We start from the raw sequence: 15,341 nt of genomic DNA on the forward strand, positions 1-15,341 counted from the left end.
GCCGCTCAGCCCCTCAGCGCGTCGAGCTGGTCCACGAACCACCGCGCCGGCGGCAGCGCCGTGGCCGCCGCGGCGAGGCGCTTGCAGCGCTCGGCCCGCTCCTCCGGGCGCATCGACAGGGCCTCGTGCAGGGCCGCGGCCGTGCCCGTGATGTCGTAGGGGTTCACCGTGATCGCGTCCTCGCCCAGCTCCTCGTGTGCCCCGGCCTCCCGCGACAGCACCAGCGCGCAGCCCGCGTCGGAGAGGAGCGGGACCTCCTTGGCCACGAGGTTCATGCCGTCGCGGATGGGATTGACGAGCGCCACGTCGGCGAGCCGGTACGCGGCCAGGGAGCGCGCGAAGTCGTCCTGGACGTGCAGCACGACCGGCGTCCAGCCCGGCGTGCCGTACTCGGCGTTGATCTCGTCGGCCAGGCGCTGCACCGCGGCCGTGTAGTCCCGGTACACCGTGAGGTCCTGCCGCGAGGGGTAGGCGAAGGCGACGTGTACCACGCGCTCGCGCCACTCGGCGTGCGTCTCCAGCAGCCGCCGGTACGCCAGCAGCCCGCGCACGATGTTCTTCGACAGCTCCGTGCGGTCGACCCGGACGATGGTGCGGCGGCCCTCGCCGATCTCCTCGCGCAGCGCGGCCATCCGCTCCTCGACGTCCCTCTCGTGCGCCCGCTTGCGCAGGAAGTCCGCGTCGGCGCCCAGTCCGTGCACGCCGATGCGCGTGCCCCCGAGCCCGCCCGCGAACCGCTCGGCGCACGCGACGAACGCGTCCGCCCATCGCTGAGTGAGGAAGCCCAGCCGGTCCGCGCCCAGCATGCCGCGCAGCACCTGTGCGGCCACGTCGTCCGGCAGCATCCGAAAGTACTCCGGCGGCGCCCACGGCGTGTGCGAGAAATGCCCGATGCGCAGGTCGGGGCGCAGTTCGCGCAGCATGCCCGGCACCAGCGTCAGGTGGTAGTCCTGCACCACGACCGCCGCGCCCTGCGCCGCCTCCTCGGCCAGCGCCTCGGCGAACGCCCGGTTGTACGTCTCGTACGACGCCCACTGCCGCCGGAACTCCGCGTCGAAGACCGGCTCCAGCGGTGTCTGGTACAGCATGTGGTGCACGAACCACAGCACCGAGTTGGCGATGCCGTTGTACGCGTCCGCGTGTACGTCGGCGGGGATGTCCAGCATCCGCACGCCGTCCTCGCCGACTCCGCGCCGGACCGCCTCCCGGTCACCGTCGGACAGCGCCGAGCACACCCACAGCGCGTCCGCGTCCGCTCCGATCGCCGACAGCCCCGAGACCAGCCCGCCACCGCCCCGTTTGGCGTTCAGCGAACCGTCCTCACCCACCGCGTAGGAGACCGGACCGCGGTTGGAGGCAACCAGTACCTGTGCAGCACCGTACGTCGAACCCATAGGCCTCAACCTAGCCCGGCCGGTAAACGCTCAAACGTACGGACCTGCCGCATCCGGCCGAAAACAGCCAGGGTCAGGCCGCCCGCCGTGCCCGGTACTCGGCGATCTCCACCATCGGCGGACGCTCCTCGGTGTCCACCGAGTAGGTGCGCGCTTCGAAGCCCTCCCCGCCGCGCTCGAACTGGGTCAGGGACGGCCGGATCAGATGCCCCCGGGCCAGCCGCAGCTGGCCTGTGCGGTAGATCTCGGCGGCCATCCGGCCCAGTGCCTGCCCGTCCTGGTGCCGGTGCTTGCGCACCCCGACGTCCACCTGGGCGAGGGCGTCCAGGCCCACCAGGTGCAGGGCGTCCACCAGCATGCCCAGCTCGACGCCGTAGCCGACGGGGAACGGCAGCCGCTCCAGCAGCGAGCGGCGGGCCGCGTACTCGCCGCCCAGCGGCTGCACGAACCCGGCCAGCTGCGGCCAGTGCATGTTGAGCAGTGGGCGCGCCATCAGCTCGGTGACCCGGCCGCCCTGCCCGGCGGCGCCGCCCAGCGGACGGTCGTACATGCCCTTGACCAGGGCCACGTCCGGGTCGGTCAGCAGCGGGCCGACGATCCCGGAGACGAAGTCGGACGAGAAGTCCCGCAGGTCCGCGTCGACGAAGCAGACGATGTCGCCGCGTGTGACGAGCAGCGAGCGCCACAGCACCTCGCCCTTGCCGGGCACGGTGGGCAGGCGCGGGAGTATCGCGTCCCGGTGCACCACCGTCGCGCCCGCGGCGGCGGCCACCTCGGACGTACGGTCGGTGGAGCCCGAGTCCACGACGACGAGTTCGTCCACGAGCGGGACCTGCAGCATCAGGTCGTGCCGGATGACGGAGGCGATGTCGCCGACCGTCTCCTCCTCGTTCAGGGCGGGCAGCACCACGCTCACCGTCCGGCCCGTGCGCTGCTTGGCGGCCAGGATCCGGTGGAGCGGGCGTTCGTTCGCGGACCAGGAACGGGTGCTCAGCCAGCGCTCGACTTCTTCCAGCACCGTGGCGGCTCCTTAGCGTTCTCTCGGCGGGACGGAATGTGACGCGTCTCGCGGTTCGGACGACTCCCTCAACTGTCCTGGTCGTCGGTTACAGTCTTGAACAACGCGGATGACCATCGCATGTCCGGGGTCGCCCGCCGCCTACAACCACATACAGCTCATCCAGAGGGGCAGAGGGAAACGGCCCGATGAAGCCCCGGCAACCCTCCAGTCGGTTCTCGTAGGTCACTGGCGACCACAGCGCGAGGCTCCCGGCTAGGGAAGGTGCCAAATCCGTCTCACGGCGAGATGCGTCGTGAGGAAGATGAGGAGAAAGGGCCTCGCCTCACATGGCTGTGCAGACTGTTGCAAGCACCACGAACTCCACCGTAGACCTCGGCCCGGCCGCCGCTCTGAGCTGCCGCGAGTGCGGTCACCGCGTGCCCCTCGGCCCGGTCTTCGCCTGCGAGGAGTGTTTCGGTCCGCTGGAGATCGCCTACGACTTCTCGGCCTACGACGTCGAGGAGCTGCGGAAGAAGATCGAGGCGGGCCCCGCGAACATCTGGCGCTACGCCCCGCTGCTGCCGGTCCCGGCCGACGTGGCGGACAAGCCGAACATCAACCCGGGCTGGACCAAGCTGGTCAAGGCCGACAACCTCGCGCGCGAGCTGGGTGTCGACGCCGGCAAGCTCTTCGTCAAGGACGACTCCGGCAACCCGACGCACTCCTTCAAGGACCGTGTCGTCGCCCAGGCCCTGGAGGCCGCCCGCGCCTTCGGCTTCACGACGCTCTCCTGCTCCTCCACCGGCAACCTCGCCGGCGCGGTGGGCGCCGCCGCGGCCCGGGCCGGCTTCCGCTCCTGCGTGTTCATCCCGCACGACCTGGAGCAGGGCAAGGTCGTCATGGCCGCGGTCTACGGCGGCGAGCTCGTCGGCATCGAGGGCAACTACGACGACGTGAACCGCTTCTGCTCCGAGCTGATCGGCGACCCGGCCGGCGAGGGCTGGGGCTTCGTCAACGTCAACCTGCGGCCGTACTACGCGGAGGGCTCCAAGACCCTCGCGTACGAGATCTGCGAGCAGCTCGGCTGGCGGCTGCCGGACCAGATCGTGGTGCCGATCGCCTCCGGCTCCCAGCTCACCAAGATCGACAAGGGCCTGCAGGAGCTGATCAAGCTCGGGCTGGTCGAGGACAAGCCGTACAAGATCTTCGGCGCGCAGGCCGAGGGCTGCTCGCCGGTGTCCGCGGCGTACAAGGCCGGCCACGACGTCGTGCGCCCCCAGAAGCCGGACACCATCGCCAAGTCGCTGGCGATCGGCAACCCGGCGGACGGGCCGTACGTGCTCGACATCGCGCGGCGCACGGGCGGTGCGGTGGAGGACGTGAACGACGAGCAGGTCGTCGAGGCGATCAAGATCCTCGCCCGGACCGAGGGCATCTTCGCGGAGACCGCCGGTGGTGTGACGGTGGGCGTGACGAAGAAGCTCATCGAGAACGGGGCACTGGACCCGTCGTCGACGACCGTGGTGCTGAACACCGGGGACGGCCTCAAGACGCTGGACGCGGTGGCGGGGACCGGGCTCACCGCGACGATCCGACCCAACCTGGACTCGTTCCGGGACGCCGGACTCGCCTGACCGTTGTTCGCCGCGGCCGGTGGGGGCTGGTCGCGCCCGCGCGGCGGAGCCGCACATCGACACCACCCCGCGCCCCTCAGGCGCGCCACCCAGCCGTAGCTGCAATCGAACCGGAGGTCGTACCCCGATGAGTGTCACCGTTCGCATCCCCACCATCCTGCGCACCTACACCGGCGGGCAGGCCGAGGTCGCCGCCGACGGGGCGACCCTCGGCGAGGTCATCGCCGATCTGGAGAAGAACCACACCGGCATCGCCGCCCGCGTGCTGGACGACCAGGGCAAGCTGCGCCGGTTCGTCAACGTGTACGTCAACGACGACGACGTGCGGTTCGAACAGGGACTGGAGACGGCGACGCCGGACGGCGCCGGCGTGTCGATCATCCCGGCCGTCGCCGGCGGCTGAACCGGTCGACCGGCTTGTTGTTACCTTGAGTAATGCCGGTCACTGAGAGTTCATCGAATTGCCCCCTCCGTGAGAGAAGCGGAGGGGGCAATTCTGTGTGATTGAGCGCGGTACAGTTGGGGAACGCGTTCCCGATCCCTTGATCGGAACCCTGAATTCCTGCCGCGAGCCCGACAAGATGTAGCCAAAGTGTGCGCACCTTTCGCGGCTTTTGCTCTTTTTGTGTGGCCCGACTTGCCCTGAATTCGGGTGAATTCTCCCTTTATTCCGGACCCTGCGCGTCCAGAATTCTCGTCCGATTGACCTGTTGCAGACGGCAGTTGGACAGATACATTCAGCCGCGGTCGACGCGTTCCGGCGCACGCCCCCAACCGTGGGGGGTGAGGTCTGACCCGGATCCGCGAAGTGTGGATCTGTGCAAGGGCCAGTAATAGGGGAGTTAGGCATGGCTCAGGGCACCGTCAAGTGGTTCAACGCGGAGAAGGGGTACGGCTTCATCGCGGTCGACGGTGGTGCGGATGTTTTCGTCCACTACAGCGCGATCCAGATGGACGGCTACCGCACCCTTGAAGAGGGTCAGCGGGTCGAGTTCGAGATCTCGCAGGGCCAGAAGGGGCCGCAGGCCGACATGGTTCGCGTCTCTGCCTGAACGCGCACCACGACCAAAGCTCAAGCGACCGGTCTTCTCAGAAGGGCCCGTACCCCCCGGGGTGCGGGCCCTTCGGCCTGTTCGAAGGCCCCGTCGACGGTGTTCGCGGGTGGCTGAGCGCCCCGGCCGATCCCCCGGAGGCGCTCGCCCCCGCCCGTCACCCGACCGCCACCCCTCAATGAGCACCCGCTGCGCCGGAGCGCCTTGCACTCTGTGGGGTCGAGTGCTAATCATTGCGTTAGCACTCTGAAGGTGAGAGTGACAACGTAAGGACCGGGTCGGTGAGGCCCACGGGCCGGGTGGGGCAAGGAACCACCCCGGTCGGGGGCCGTCCGTCGCGGGCGCGGGCGCGGTCCGAAGTAATCACCCCCAGTCCTGGAGGGACCACTTCACATGGCCAAGATCATCGCGTTCGACGAGGAGGCGCGGCGCGGCCTCGAGCGCGGCATGAACCAGCTCGCGGACGCCGTCAAGGTGACGCTCGGCCCCAAGGGCCGCAACGTCGTCCTCGAGAAGAAGTGGGGCGCGCCCACGATCACCAACGATGGTGTGTCCATCGCCAAGGAGATCGAGCTCGAGGACCCGTACGAGAAGATCGGCGCCGAGCTGGTCAAGGAAGTCGCCAAGAAGACGGACGACGTCGCCGGTGACGGTACGACCACGGCGACCGTTCTCGCCCAGGCCCTGGTCAAGGAGGGCCTGCGCAACGTAGCCGCCGGCGCCAACCCGATGGCCCTCAAGCGCGGTATCGAGAAGGCCGTCGAGGCCGTCTCCGCCGCCCTGCTGGAGCAGGCGAAGGACGTCGAGACCAAGGAGCAGATCGCCTCCACGGCCTCCATCTCCGCCGCCGACACCCAGATCGGCGAGCTCATCGCCGAGGCGATGGACAAGGTCGGCAAGGAAGGCGTCATCACCGTCGAGGAGTCCCAGACCTTCGGTCTGGAGCTGGAGCTCACCGAGGGTATGCGCTTCGACAAGGGCTACATCTCGGCGTACTTCGCGACCGACATGGAGCGTATGGAGGCCGTCCTCGACGACCCGTACATCCTGATCGCGAACTCCAAGATCTCCAACGTCAAGGACCTGCTCCCGCTCCTGGAGAAGGTCATGCAGTCGGGCAAGCCGCTGCTGATCATCGCCGAGGACGTCGAGGGCGAGGCCCTGTCGACCCTGGTCGTCAACAAGATCCGCGGCACCTTCAAGTCCGTCGCCGTCAAGGCCCCGGGCTTCGGTGACCGTCGCAAGGCGATGCTCCAGGACATCGGCATCCTCACCGGCGGCGAGGTGATCTCCGAGGAGGTCGGCCTCAAGCTGGAGAACGCCACGATCGACCTCCTGGGCAAGGCCCGCAAGGTCGTCATCACCAAGGACGAGACCACCATCGTCGACGGTGCCGGCTCCGCCGACCAGGTCCAGGGCCGGGTCAACCAGATCCGCGCCGAGATCGAGAACAGCGACTCGGACTACGACCGCGAGAAGCTCCAGGAGCGTCTGGCGAAGCTGGCCGGCGGCGTGGCCGTCATCAAGGCCGGTGCCGCCACCGAGGTGGAGCTCAAGGAGCGCAAGCACCGCATCGAGGACGCCGTCCGCAACGCCAAGGCTGCCGTCGAGGAGGGCATCGTCGCCGGTGGTGGCGTGGCCCTGCTCCAGGCCTCCACGGTCTTCGAGAAGCTGGACCTCGAGGGTGACGAGGCGACCGGCGCCAACGCCGTGAAGCTCGCGCTGGAGGCCCCGCTCAAGCAGATCGCCGTCAACGGTGGCCTCGAGGGCGGCGTCATCGTCGAGAAGGTGCGCAACCTGCCCGTCGGCCACGGCCTGAACGCCGCGACCGGTGAGTACGTCGACATGATCGCCGAGGGCATCATCGACCCGGCGAAGGTGACCCGTTCCGCTCTGCAGAACGCCGCCTCCATCGCCGCGCTGTTCCTCACCACCGAGGCCGTCATCGCCGACAAGCCGGAGAAGGCCGCCGCGCCCGCCGGTGGCGGCATGCCGGGCGGTGACATGGACTTCTGATCGACCTGGTCGATCAACGTCCTTGCCGAGGGCGGCACTTCCTGTTCCGACAGGGGGTGCCGCCCTCGGGCGTGTGCGGGATCACAGCGGGGACGGGATGGCCGGGGCGGGGCCGGTTGGTTGAAACGCACGGCATATGCGTTTGCACATACCTTCCGGTATCCGAAAGTGAGCCCCACGTGACTGTCGCCGCCGCCGCTTCCCGCGCCGCCGAAATCCTCTCCCGGCCCGTATCGCTGGGCGGCCTGACCGTTCCGAACCGGATCGCGATGGCGCCGATGACCCGCATGTTCTCCCCGGGCGGCGTCCCCGGCGAGGACGTCGTCTCGTACTACGCGCGACGCGCCGCCGCCGGGGTCGGCCTCATCGTCACCGAGGGCACCTACGTCGGGCACGAGTCGGCCGGGCAGAGCGACCGCGTGCCGCGGTTCCACGGCGAGGAGCAGCTCGCGGGCTGGGCGAAGGTCGCCGAGGCGGTGCACGCCGCGGGCGGCACGATCGTGCCGCAGCTGTGGCACATCGGCATGGTCCGCAACCAGGGCGAGCCGCCGGTCGCCGACGCCCCGGCCGTCGGCCCCTCCGGCCTGCGCATCGGCGCCACCGAGCCCACCGGCAAGGCCATGACCCAGGCCGACATCGACGCCGTCATCGGCGCGTTCGCCGAGGCCGCCGCCGCCGCCGAGCGCATCGGCTTCGACGGCGTGGAGATCCACGGAGCCCACGGCTACCTGCTCGACCAGTTCCTGTGGGAGGGCACCAACCGCCGCACCGACGCCTACGGCGGCGACCGGGTCGCCCGCACCAAGCTCTCGGCGGAGATCGTCGCGGCCGTCCGCGAGACCGTCTCCCCAGACTTCCCCGTCATCTTCCGCTACTCCCAGTGGAAGCAGGAGGCCTACGACGCCCGCCTCGCCGAGACGCCCGAGGAGCTGGAGGCCATCCTCACCCCGCTCGCCGCGGCCGGCGCCGACGCCTTCCACGCCTCCACCCGCCGCTACTGGGTGCCCGAGTTCGACGACTCCGACCTCAACCTCGCCGGCTGGACCAAGAAGCTCACCGGCAAGCCCGCTATCACCGTCGGCTCGGTCGGCCTGAACGGCGTCGACTTCCTCAAGTCCTTCCAGGGTCAGGGCGCCGAGGTCGGCGACCTCGACAACCTCCTGGACCGCCTCGAGCGCGACGAGTTCGACATGGTCGCCGTGGGCCGCGCCCTGCTCCAGGACCCGGAGTGGGCCCGCAAGGTGCTCGACGGCCGCTTCGAGGACCTGGCGCCGTACGACCCGGCGGCGCTGAAGTCGCTCAGCTGAGGCCGGAACCCGAGGCTCTGGAACTGCTTGCGGCAGTCAAGGACACTGGCCTGAACGCCCGTTCACCGGCATCCGCGAGGAGATCCAGATGACGACGACCGAGTCCCGCCCACCCACGGACGGCCCGTCCGGGTCCGCGCCGGTGGTGCGCACCACCGCCGGCGCGGTGCGGGGCCGGCGGGAGGAGGGGCTCGCTGTCTTCCGCGGTATCCCCTTCGCCGCACCCCCGGTCGGCGAGGCCCGCTTCATGGCCCCGCGTCCAGCCCGCCCCTGGGACGGCATACGGGAGGCGTACGCCTTCGGCCCGCCGCCCCCGCAGGACCTCGGCCTGATGGGCGGTCCGGGCCTGATCGACGTGCCCGAGGGCGACGAGTGGCTCACGGTCAACGTCTGGACCCCCGAGGCCGATCCGGCCGCCCGGCGCCCGGTGATGGTGTGGATCTACGGCGGCGCCTACAAGCTCGGCCACGCCGGCAGCCCCGGCTACGACGCCCGGCACATCGCGGCCGACGGGGATGTCGTGGTCGTCACCCTCAACTACCGCGTCGGCATGGAGGGGTTCGCGTCCATCGAGGGAGCACCCGCCAACCGCGGCCTGCTCGACCAGGTGGCGGCCCTGGAATGGGTGCGGGACAACATCGCGGCGTTCGGCGGCGACCCCGGGCAGGTCACCGTCTTCGGTGAGTCCGCGGGCGGGGGTTCGATCGCCTCGCTGCTGGCCATGCCGCGTGCGGCAGGCCTCTTCCACCGGGCGATCGCACAAAGCGTGCCCGGCACGTTCTTCTCCGGCGCACTCGCCCGGGACATCGGCGTCGCCCTCGCCGCTGAAGTCGGCCTGCGCCCCACGGTCGCCGACCTCGCGACGCTGTCCCCGCACCGGCTGACGTCGGCGGGCGAGACGCTGAGCACCAAGATGCTCCAGTACCTCGACCGCTGGGGCCAGGCGGCCCCCACGGTCACGCCCTACGCCCCGGTGGTCGACGGCGAGATCCTGCCGACGTCCCCCTGGCGGGCGCTGGCGTCCGGAGCGGCCCGGGACATCGGCCTGCTCGTCGGCCACAACCGCGAGGAGTACCGCCTCTTCCTCGCCATGGCCGGCCGACTGGGGCAGATCACCGACGAGAGGGCGACCTCGGCCCTCCGCATGTTCGCCCCCGGCCCCGACGGCGAACAGGCCTACCGCACCGCCTTCCCCGACGCCTCCCCGAGCGAGCTCTACGAACGCGTCCAGACGGACTGGCTGTTCGCCATGCCCTCCCTGCACCTGGCGCGGGCCCACCGCGCGGGCGGCGGCAGCGCCCACGTCTACGAACTGACCTGGACGGCCCCGGCCGACGGCGGCGCGCTCGGCGCCTGCCACGGCCTGGACATCCCCCTGCTCTTCGGCACGTACGGGGCCGACCTGGGCGCCCTGCTGTTCGCGGGCGCGGAACCGTCGGCCGAGGCCCTTGCCCTGTCGTCCCGCTTCCGCTCCTCCTGGACGGCGTTCGCGCGGACGGGCGATCCGGGCTGGCCGGCGTACGACGAGGAGCGGCGGCTGGTGCAGGTGCTGGACGCGGAGCCGGCCGTCAGGGCCTACCCGGAGGAGACGACCCGGCGCCTGTGGGAGGGGTACGACTTCAGCCCGCTGCCGCTGCTGTGAGCGGGGCCGGTCAGAGGTTGCCCATGGGCTCGATGTCCACCTTCACCGGCGTCCCCCACACGCGCAGCACCTCGTAGTCGGTGAACTCGTGCACCAGCCGGTACGCCATGGCGGCCCGGGGGGCGCGGCGCTGGGCGGCGATGAACAGCTCGGCCTCGCGGCGGTCCCGGCGGGGGGTGCCGCACAGCTGCCAGGCCTGGCCGTTCCACAGCTCCGCCAGCCAGCGCTGCTGAGGCTGGGGACGGTCGCCGCGTACGCCGTAGCGGGACTGGACGGGGTCGGTGGTCTGCGGATGCTGCGGGGCGGGCCCGTTGAACTCGTTCCGGCGGGCCGCCCTGCGCCGGGTCTCGCACAGGAGGCACAGGTCGGGGGCGGCCTTGTCGACGGGGCCGTTCGGATGCTCGGGGCAGCGCGTGCTGGGCGCGGCGTTCGAGACGCTCTCCTCCAGCAGGTCCAGGGCCCGCCGCAGATCCGCCTTGACCTCGTGCAGTTTGGCGTCCGGGGTGTCGGAGGTGAGGGCTTCCCCGTGCTCACCGAGGAGACGGAGGGCACGGCCTAGGGCGGTGAGCTGGGCGTGGTTCATGGTGCCCATTGTCCTCAGTCGGCGTAGTCCTTCAGCTTCTCTGTGTCCAGGGTGATGTTCACGTGCCGGATGCACAGCCGCCCGCCCAGGAACTCCAGCCTGTTCCGGATCTCCCTCGGAGCCCTGCGAACGAGTTCGTCGAAGTCCTCGACGTCCATCTGCGGGCGGTCAGCGGTCTCTGGGGTCATGGCGTCGCCTCCTTACCCTCCATCGTGCCCCGGGCTGGTGACGTCGGACCGTAGGTGCCGTCATGTGCGTGCCTTCTCTCGGCGTCGTGGGGACATCGCGGCGCGGACTTCGGCCGCACGGGCGTGGACCGTGGGGGCAGGGAGGGGCGCACTGAGGTGGGCGGGGGCGCGTTCGCCCCGGCACGCGCTGCATCGCCCACCCGGTAGGGCCTCCGGGCGCCCCGGAGCGCCGCAGTTCGCGCATTCCAGGACCCTCAGGGGCGGACGCGGGGCGGGTGGCGGCGGAAGTTTGCTGGTCAGGCGGTTGCGGACCAGGGCGGCGGCGTGGTGGACGGGGATCGGCAGGCCGGCCGTGAGTGCGCGCAGTACGTCCTCCTCAGAGGCGCCCCGCTCGAACCACTCCGTGACCAGCGGGGCGAGCCTCGCGCAGTCGGCCTGGGAGAGGGACAGGACGGGCGCCGTGCGGCCGAGGGCGGCCAGGAGGATGTGGGCGCGGGAGCGGGTGGGGCGCGCTGCCTGCTTCGGTACGTCGCCGCGGGTGAAGGCGGCCCACCAGTCGTCATCCCGGGCGGTACGGGTGAACCACGTTCGGGTGATCCAGCGGGAGCTGCCGTCGCCGGCCGTCACGCACTCCCGGCCCCGGCGCAGGTGGCCCGCCTGCTGGATGCGGTTGAGGGCGGTGCCGAGGGCGCACTGTCCGTACGGCAGTTGCTTGGCCAGCGTCTTCACCGAGATGTCGGCGCCGTCGGGGAGGCGGTCGAGGTAGGCGGCGATGGCGGCTTCGCGGGGTGGAAGGTGTGCGAAGTCGTGGTTGGTGCGGGGAAGTTGGTCGGGGGCGGAGCGCTTTCCGTAGCCGGGGTTGGCCATCGGGTGCGCGGGCAGCGCGGGCGCACTAAAGTTGGCTTCAGCCATGGGATCGAACTGTTCCTTCGATCTCGTTGGTCAAGCCCCCGCAGGTGTTGGTAGCACCTGGCGGGGGCTGTTGCTTGTGCACGAACGTCAGAGGCCTGTCACCGTCCGTGGCAAGCCGAACGCGTCAAGTCAACACGCGGGGTGGGAGGGCGGGTTGAGGCCCTCTACCCGTTCCTTGAAAAGAGGGCTCGAAGCCCGGATCCCGAAGCTCAGACCGTGCCGTCCTTGAGGTTCGCGACGAACGCGGCCCAGGCCGTGGTCCGGAACACGAGCTTCGGGCCGGTGGGGTTTTTGGAGTCGCGGATTGGGACCAAGGTGAGGTGGGCGGCGCCTATTTCAAGGCAGTCGCCACCGCTGCCACCGCTGTAGCTGGACTTGTGCCAGGTCGCCGCGTCCAGGTCGTACTCAGGAATGCTCCTCATGGGCGTAATCCTGCGCGATGTCCTCAAGGAGGACCAGGGACTTCTCCGGGGAGAGGGCACATGCTGTAAGGAACTGGAACGTGCGCCGCTGATACCGGACGGTTGCGGGGTCGTCCTCCAGCCGTCCCGTGCCGACTCCCTCCAGGTACAGCAGCGGAGGGGCGTCCTGGAAGTCCATCAGTTTCATGGAGCCCTCCATCGAGGCGTGGGCGCCCGCGTCAAGGGGCAGTACCTGCACGATGACCCGGTTCTGGCGCATCAGGGCGGCGATGTGGCGTAGCGCCTCTGCCATCGCATCGGGCCCACCGGTCTGCCGACGCAGCGCGGCCTCGTCAAGCACCGCCCACAACAACGGGCCTGTTGGATCGTCGACGATGCGGGCCCTGTCCATCCGGGCTGCCACCAACTCCTCGATCACCTCCTCGGGTGCCGTAGGCCGGTACGCGCGGAACACGGCTCGTGCGTACGCGGGCGTTTGCAGCAGGCCGGGGATCAGGAGCGGTGCGTACTGCCGGATCTCCGTGGCCTCTGCCTCCGCCTCAACTGCCTCCGCGAAATGCTCCGGGTACTTCGACTTCGCCGCAGCCCCGCAGTTCCTCTGAAAGAAATCCCCCGTCCCCAGCACCTCGTCCAGCAACCGCGCGTACTCCCGCTGCATCCTGCGCGTGCCCGCCTCAAGCTGCCCGATGAACGACCCGCTCACGAACAGCCGCTGGCCCAGGTCCTCCTGGCTGAGGCCGGCCTTCTCGCGGGCGTGGCGGAGTTCGGCACCCAGGAGAGCCCGCGGGGAGGAGGACGGGTCGAGATCCCTGGATCCGGGCATGGGCAACTCCCTGTCGTACAGATCGGGTTGTTGGGCCGCCGTATCTGGCCAGGCTAGAGGCGTGTCGGGCACGCTGTGTGCTGAATCACAAACTCAGCGTGGAGGTAGGAACAGGTGCGCTCGACCGAAGAGATCGTGGAGTCGCTGCGGGAAGCCCTCGGGGGAGTCGGTGTCGTGCTGCCGTCCCTGTGCGTCGATCCGGTCACGGCCGCGAGCGAGGAGCCGCTCGCCCTGGTCGATCTGGGGCGGTGCAACGTACGGACGGCCGAGCACCTGACCGACGTGCTCCGCTCGCTGCCGGTGCGGGAGGAGCTGCGGGCGCGGGTGCGGCAGTTGAACCGGGAAGGGCGGGACAGGCCCTGAGCTTCGCGCGGAGTCGTGGCGGTCGCGCTGCCCTGACGGGTCAGCCGGTCGCCGCTGCCAGGGCCGCCCGCAGGTGCCCGTCGGACTGCTCCAGCAGTCGCGCCGCCGTCGGCCCGTCCACGTCGGCCAGGATCGCGAGGATCGCGTTCTTCACCTCGCCGTCCGTGGCGGTCAGGGCCCGCTCGACGTCCTCGTCGTCGGCGCCGGTGGCGAGGGCGACGATGCGGTGGGAACGGGCGCGGAGTTTGTCATTGGAGGCGCGGACGTCGACCATCAGGTTCCCGAAGGTCTTGCCCAGGCGGATCATCGTGATCGTCGAGAGCATGTTGAGGACGAGCTTCTGTGCCGTGCCGGCCTTCAGGCGGGTGGAGCCCGTGAGGAGTTCGGGGCCGACGACGATCTCGATGCCGTGGTCGGCGGCGGCCGCGAGGGGGCTGCCGGCGTTGCACGAGAGGCCGATGGTGAGGGAGCGGCGGGCGCGGGCGTGTTCGACCGCGCCGATGGCGTACGGGGTGCGGCCGGAGGCCGAGATGCCGACCACCGTGTCGTCGGGGGTCAGGCCGAGCGGCTCCAGGTCGGCCCGCGCCAGTTCGCGCGAGTCCTCCGCGCCTTCGACCGAGGTGACCACGGCCTGCGGGCCGCCCGCGATCAGGCCGACGACCCGGGACGGGTCGGTGTTGAAGGTCGGCGGGCACTCCGAGGCGTCCAGGACGCCCAGCCGGCCCGCCGTGCCCGCGCCCGCGTAGACGAGGCGGCCGCCCCGGGCCATGTGCTCCGCCACGGCGTCGATCGCGGCGGCGATCTCCGGCAGCCGGGCCGCGACCGCCCCGGCCACGGTCGCGTCCTCCCCGTTCATCAGCCGCGCGATGTCGCGCGTGGGCAGCCGGTCGATCTCGGCGAGTTCCGGCCGGAAGGCCTCGGTGGTCAGGGACTCCAACTCGGTTCTCAGATCACGGGGGTCGGAGGTGGAGGTCATGGACGGCTCTTTCCGTGTCTATCCGGTGCTGGGCGGGGCGGCTGCGTCAGGAACGATGCCGGTGGGCCAGCGCCTCGTACGACGCCGAGAGCGCCGGCGCCGCCGCCTCGTACGTCCGCTGCGCCACCCCCACGAACAGGCAGTCCACCACGAGAAGCTGTCCGGTCCGGGACGACATCGCCGCGGGACGCAGCTCGCTCTCCCGCGCGGTGGACGTGGTGAGGACGTGGTCGGCGTACTGCGTGACCGGGCCGGAAGGGCGGCCGGTGATCGCCACGGTCGTCGCCCCGCGTTCGAAGGCGACCCGCAGCGGCTCGATGACGTCCCCCGTCGACCCGGAGTGCGTGATGGCGATCGCGACATCGCCCGCGCGCAGTTGCACGGCGTTGGTGACGGCGAGGTGCGGGTCGCTGTGGGCGTGGGCCATCAGCCCTATGCGCAGCAGCTTCTGCGTGAGGTCCTGGGCGACCAGCCCGGACGCGCCGACGCCGTACACGTCGGTACGGGCCGCGCCGGCCAGCGCGGTGACGGCCGCGCCCAGTTGGACGGTGTCGAGCCCGGCGGCGGTGTCGGCGAGGGTCTGCTGCTCGTCGTAGGCGAGCTTGGCGACGACGTCGGCGATCGGGTCGTCCACCGCGATGTCGGTCGTGATGGCCGGGGCCCGGCCGGACTGCTGCTGGGCGGCGAGCCCGGCGAGGGCCAGACGCAGGTCCCGGTAACCCGGATAGCCCAGCAGCCGGGCGGTGCGTACGACGGTCGCCTCGCTGGTGGCGGTGAGTTCCGCGAGGCCGGTGACCGTGAGGGCCGCGCAGCCGGCCGGGTCGCCCGCGACGGCCTCGGCGACGCGCTGCATGGAGCGCGTCATCGAGGGGGCCAGCGTGCGGACCTTGGCCGCGAGGGCGGCGGGGGCGGGCGGGGTGCCGCCCGTGCCACCCGGGCCGCCGCGGTCGCTCGCGAAAATTTCCTTCACGTCACGGGTCACCTCTGAAAGATATTTTCGGCTCGGCGTCGCGGTCAAGAGTGCGCACA

The 15,341-nt window shown here is 70.7% G+C and carries 16 protein-coding genes and 1 riboswitch; of the genes, 7 read left to right on the plus strand and 9 right to left on the minus strand.

Annotated features, from left to right (window positions below; translation table 11 throughout):
- Positions 1–5: 5 nt before the first annotated feature.
- Positions 6–1,394, minus strand: coding sequence for an alpha,alpha-trehalose-phosphate synthase (UDP-forming) (locus tag ACWD1U_RS20185; RefSeq protein ID WP_451109216.1), 1,389 nt, complete (start codon positions 1,392–1,394; stop codon positions 6–8).
- A gap of 73 nt (positions 1,395–1,467) precedes the next feature.
- Entirely contained in the window at positions 1,468–2,412 is a 945-nt protein-coding gene (locus ACWD1U_RS20190; protein ID WP_451109218.1) for a glucosyl-3-phosphoglycerate synthase, read from the minus strand.
- A 155-nt stretch (positions 2,413–2,567) separates the two neighbouring features.
- A riboswitch (SAM riboswitch) is annotated at positions 2,568–2,723 on the plus strand.
- A gap of 18 nt (positions 2,724–2,741) precedes the next feature.
- Here ACWD1U_RS20190 and thrC point away from each other — a divergent pair.
- The 6 genes from thrC to ACWD1U_RS20220 all read left to right on the plus strand — a co-directional run bounded on the left by thrC (position 2,742) and on the right by ACWD1U_RS20220 (position 10,045).
- Positions 2,742–4,028: a threonine synthase gene (gene thrC / locus ACWD1U_RS20195; RefSeq protein ID WP_451109220.1), complete on the plus strand. Its 1,287-nt coding sequence runs from the start codon at positions 2,742–2,744 to the stop codon at positions 4,026–4,028.
- Positions 4,029–4,155: 127 nt separating this feature from the next.
- Positions 4,156–4,431, plus strand: a complete 276-nt coding sequence (locus tag ACWD1U_RS20200) for a ubiquitin-like small modifier protein 1 (RefSeq protein ID WP_037670105.1) — start codon at positions 4,156–4,158, stop codon at positions 4,429–4,431.
- Positions 4,432–4,876: 445 nt separating this feature from the next.
- A complete protein-coding gene (locus ACWD1U_RS20205; protein ID WP_010035953.1) occupies positions 4,877–5,080 on the plus strand; it encodes a cold-shock protein in 204 nt (67 codons plus the stop codon).
- A gap of 393 nt (positions 5,081–5,473) precedes the next feature.
- Positions 5,474–7,096 (plus strand): chaperonin GroEL, encoded by a 1,623-nt coding sequence (gene groL / locus ACWD1U_RS20210; protein WP_451109223.1) that lies wholly within the window; start codon positions 5,474–5,476, stop codon positions 7,094–7,096.
- Between the two features lie 179 nt (positions 7,097–7,275).
- Complete coding sequence (locus ACWD1U_RS20215; protein ID WP_451109224.1) at positions 7,276–8,403, plus strand: NADH:flavin oxidoreductase; 1,128 nt, start codon at positions 7,276–7,278, stop codon at positions 8,401–8,403.
- An 88-nt stretch (positions 8,404–8,491) separates the two neighbouring features.
- On the plus strand, positions 8,492–10,045 hold the full coding sequence (locus ACWD1U_RS20220) for a carboxylesterase/lipase family protein (RefSeq protein ID WP_451109226.1): 1,554 nt from the start codon (positions 8,492–8,494) through the stop codon (positions 10,043–10,045).
- A 10-nt stretch (positions 10,046–10,055) separates the two neighbouring features.
- On the opposite strand, the gene ACWD1U_RS20225 is transcribed toward ACWD1U_RS20220, so the two are convergent.
- The 5 genes from ACWD1U_RS20225 to ACWD1U_RS20245 form a co-directional block, all read right to left on the minus strand.
- A complete protein-coding gene (locus tag ACWD1U_RS20225) occupies positions 10,056–10,628 on the minus strand; it encodes a hypothetical protein (RefSeq protein ID WP_451109227.1) in 573 nt (190 codons plus the stop codon).
- Between the two features lie 14 nt (positions 10,629–10,642).
- Positions 10,643–10,816: a hypothetical protein gene (locus ACWD1U_RS20230; RefSeq protein WP_451109228.1), complete on the minus strand. Its 174-nt coding sequence runs from the start codon at positions 10,814–10,816 to the stop codon at positions 10,643–10,645.
- 60 nt (positions 10,817–10,876) lie between these two features.
- Entirely contained in the window at positions 10,877–11,728 is an 852-nt protein-coding gene (locus ACWD1U_RS20235) for a hypothetical protein (protein WP_451109229.1), read from the minus strand.
- 209 nt (positions 11,729–11,937) lie between these two features.
- Entirely contained in the window at positions 11,938–12,150 is a 213-nt protein-coding gene (locus ACWD1U_RS20240; protein ID WP_451109231.1) for a DUF397 domain-containing protein, read from the minus strand.
- Complete coding sequence (locus ACWD1U_RS20245; RefSeq protein ID WP_451109232.1) at positions 12,134–12,973, minus strand: helix-turn-helix domain-containing protein; 840 nt, start codon at positions 12,971–12,973, stop codon at positions 12,134–12,136. Before ACWD1U_RS20245 ends, ACWD1U_RS20240 begins: the two co-directional genes overlap by 17 nt.
- A 114-nt stretch (positions 12,974–13,087) precedes the next feature.
- Here ACWD1U_RS20245 and ACWD1U_RS20250 point away from each other — a divergent pair, with 114 nt between their 5' ends.
- Positions 13,088–13,336 (plus strand): hypothetical protein, encoded by a 249-nt coding sequence (locus ACWD1U_RS20250; RefSeq protein ID WP_451109434.1) that lies wholly within the window; start codon positions 13,088–13,090, stop codon positions 13,334–13,336.
- A 40-nt stretch (positions 13,337–13,376) separates the two neighbouring features.
- On the opposite strand, the gene murQ is transcribed toward ACWD1U_RS20250, so the two are convergent.
- Both murQ and ACWD1U_RS20260 read right to left on the minus strand, forming a co-directional pair.
- Positions 13,377–14,312, minus strand: coding sequence for an N-acetylmuramic acid 6-phosphate etherase (gene murQ, locus ACWD1U_RS20255; RefSeq protein ID WP_451109233.1), 936 nt, complete (start codon positions 14,310–14,312; stop codon positions 13,377–13,379).
- Positions 14,313–14,358: 46 nt separating this feature from the next.
- Complete coding sequence (locus tag ACWD1U_RS20260) at positions 14,359–15,294, minus strand: MurR/RpiR family transcriptional regulator (protein WP_451109235.1); 936 nt, start codon at positions 15,292–15,294, stop codon at positions 14,359–14,361.
- Between the last annotated feature and the right edge of the window lie 47 nt (positions 15,295–15,341).

Source organism: Streptomyces sp. NPDC002788 (assembly GCF_053592115.1).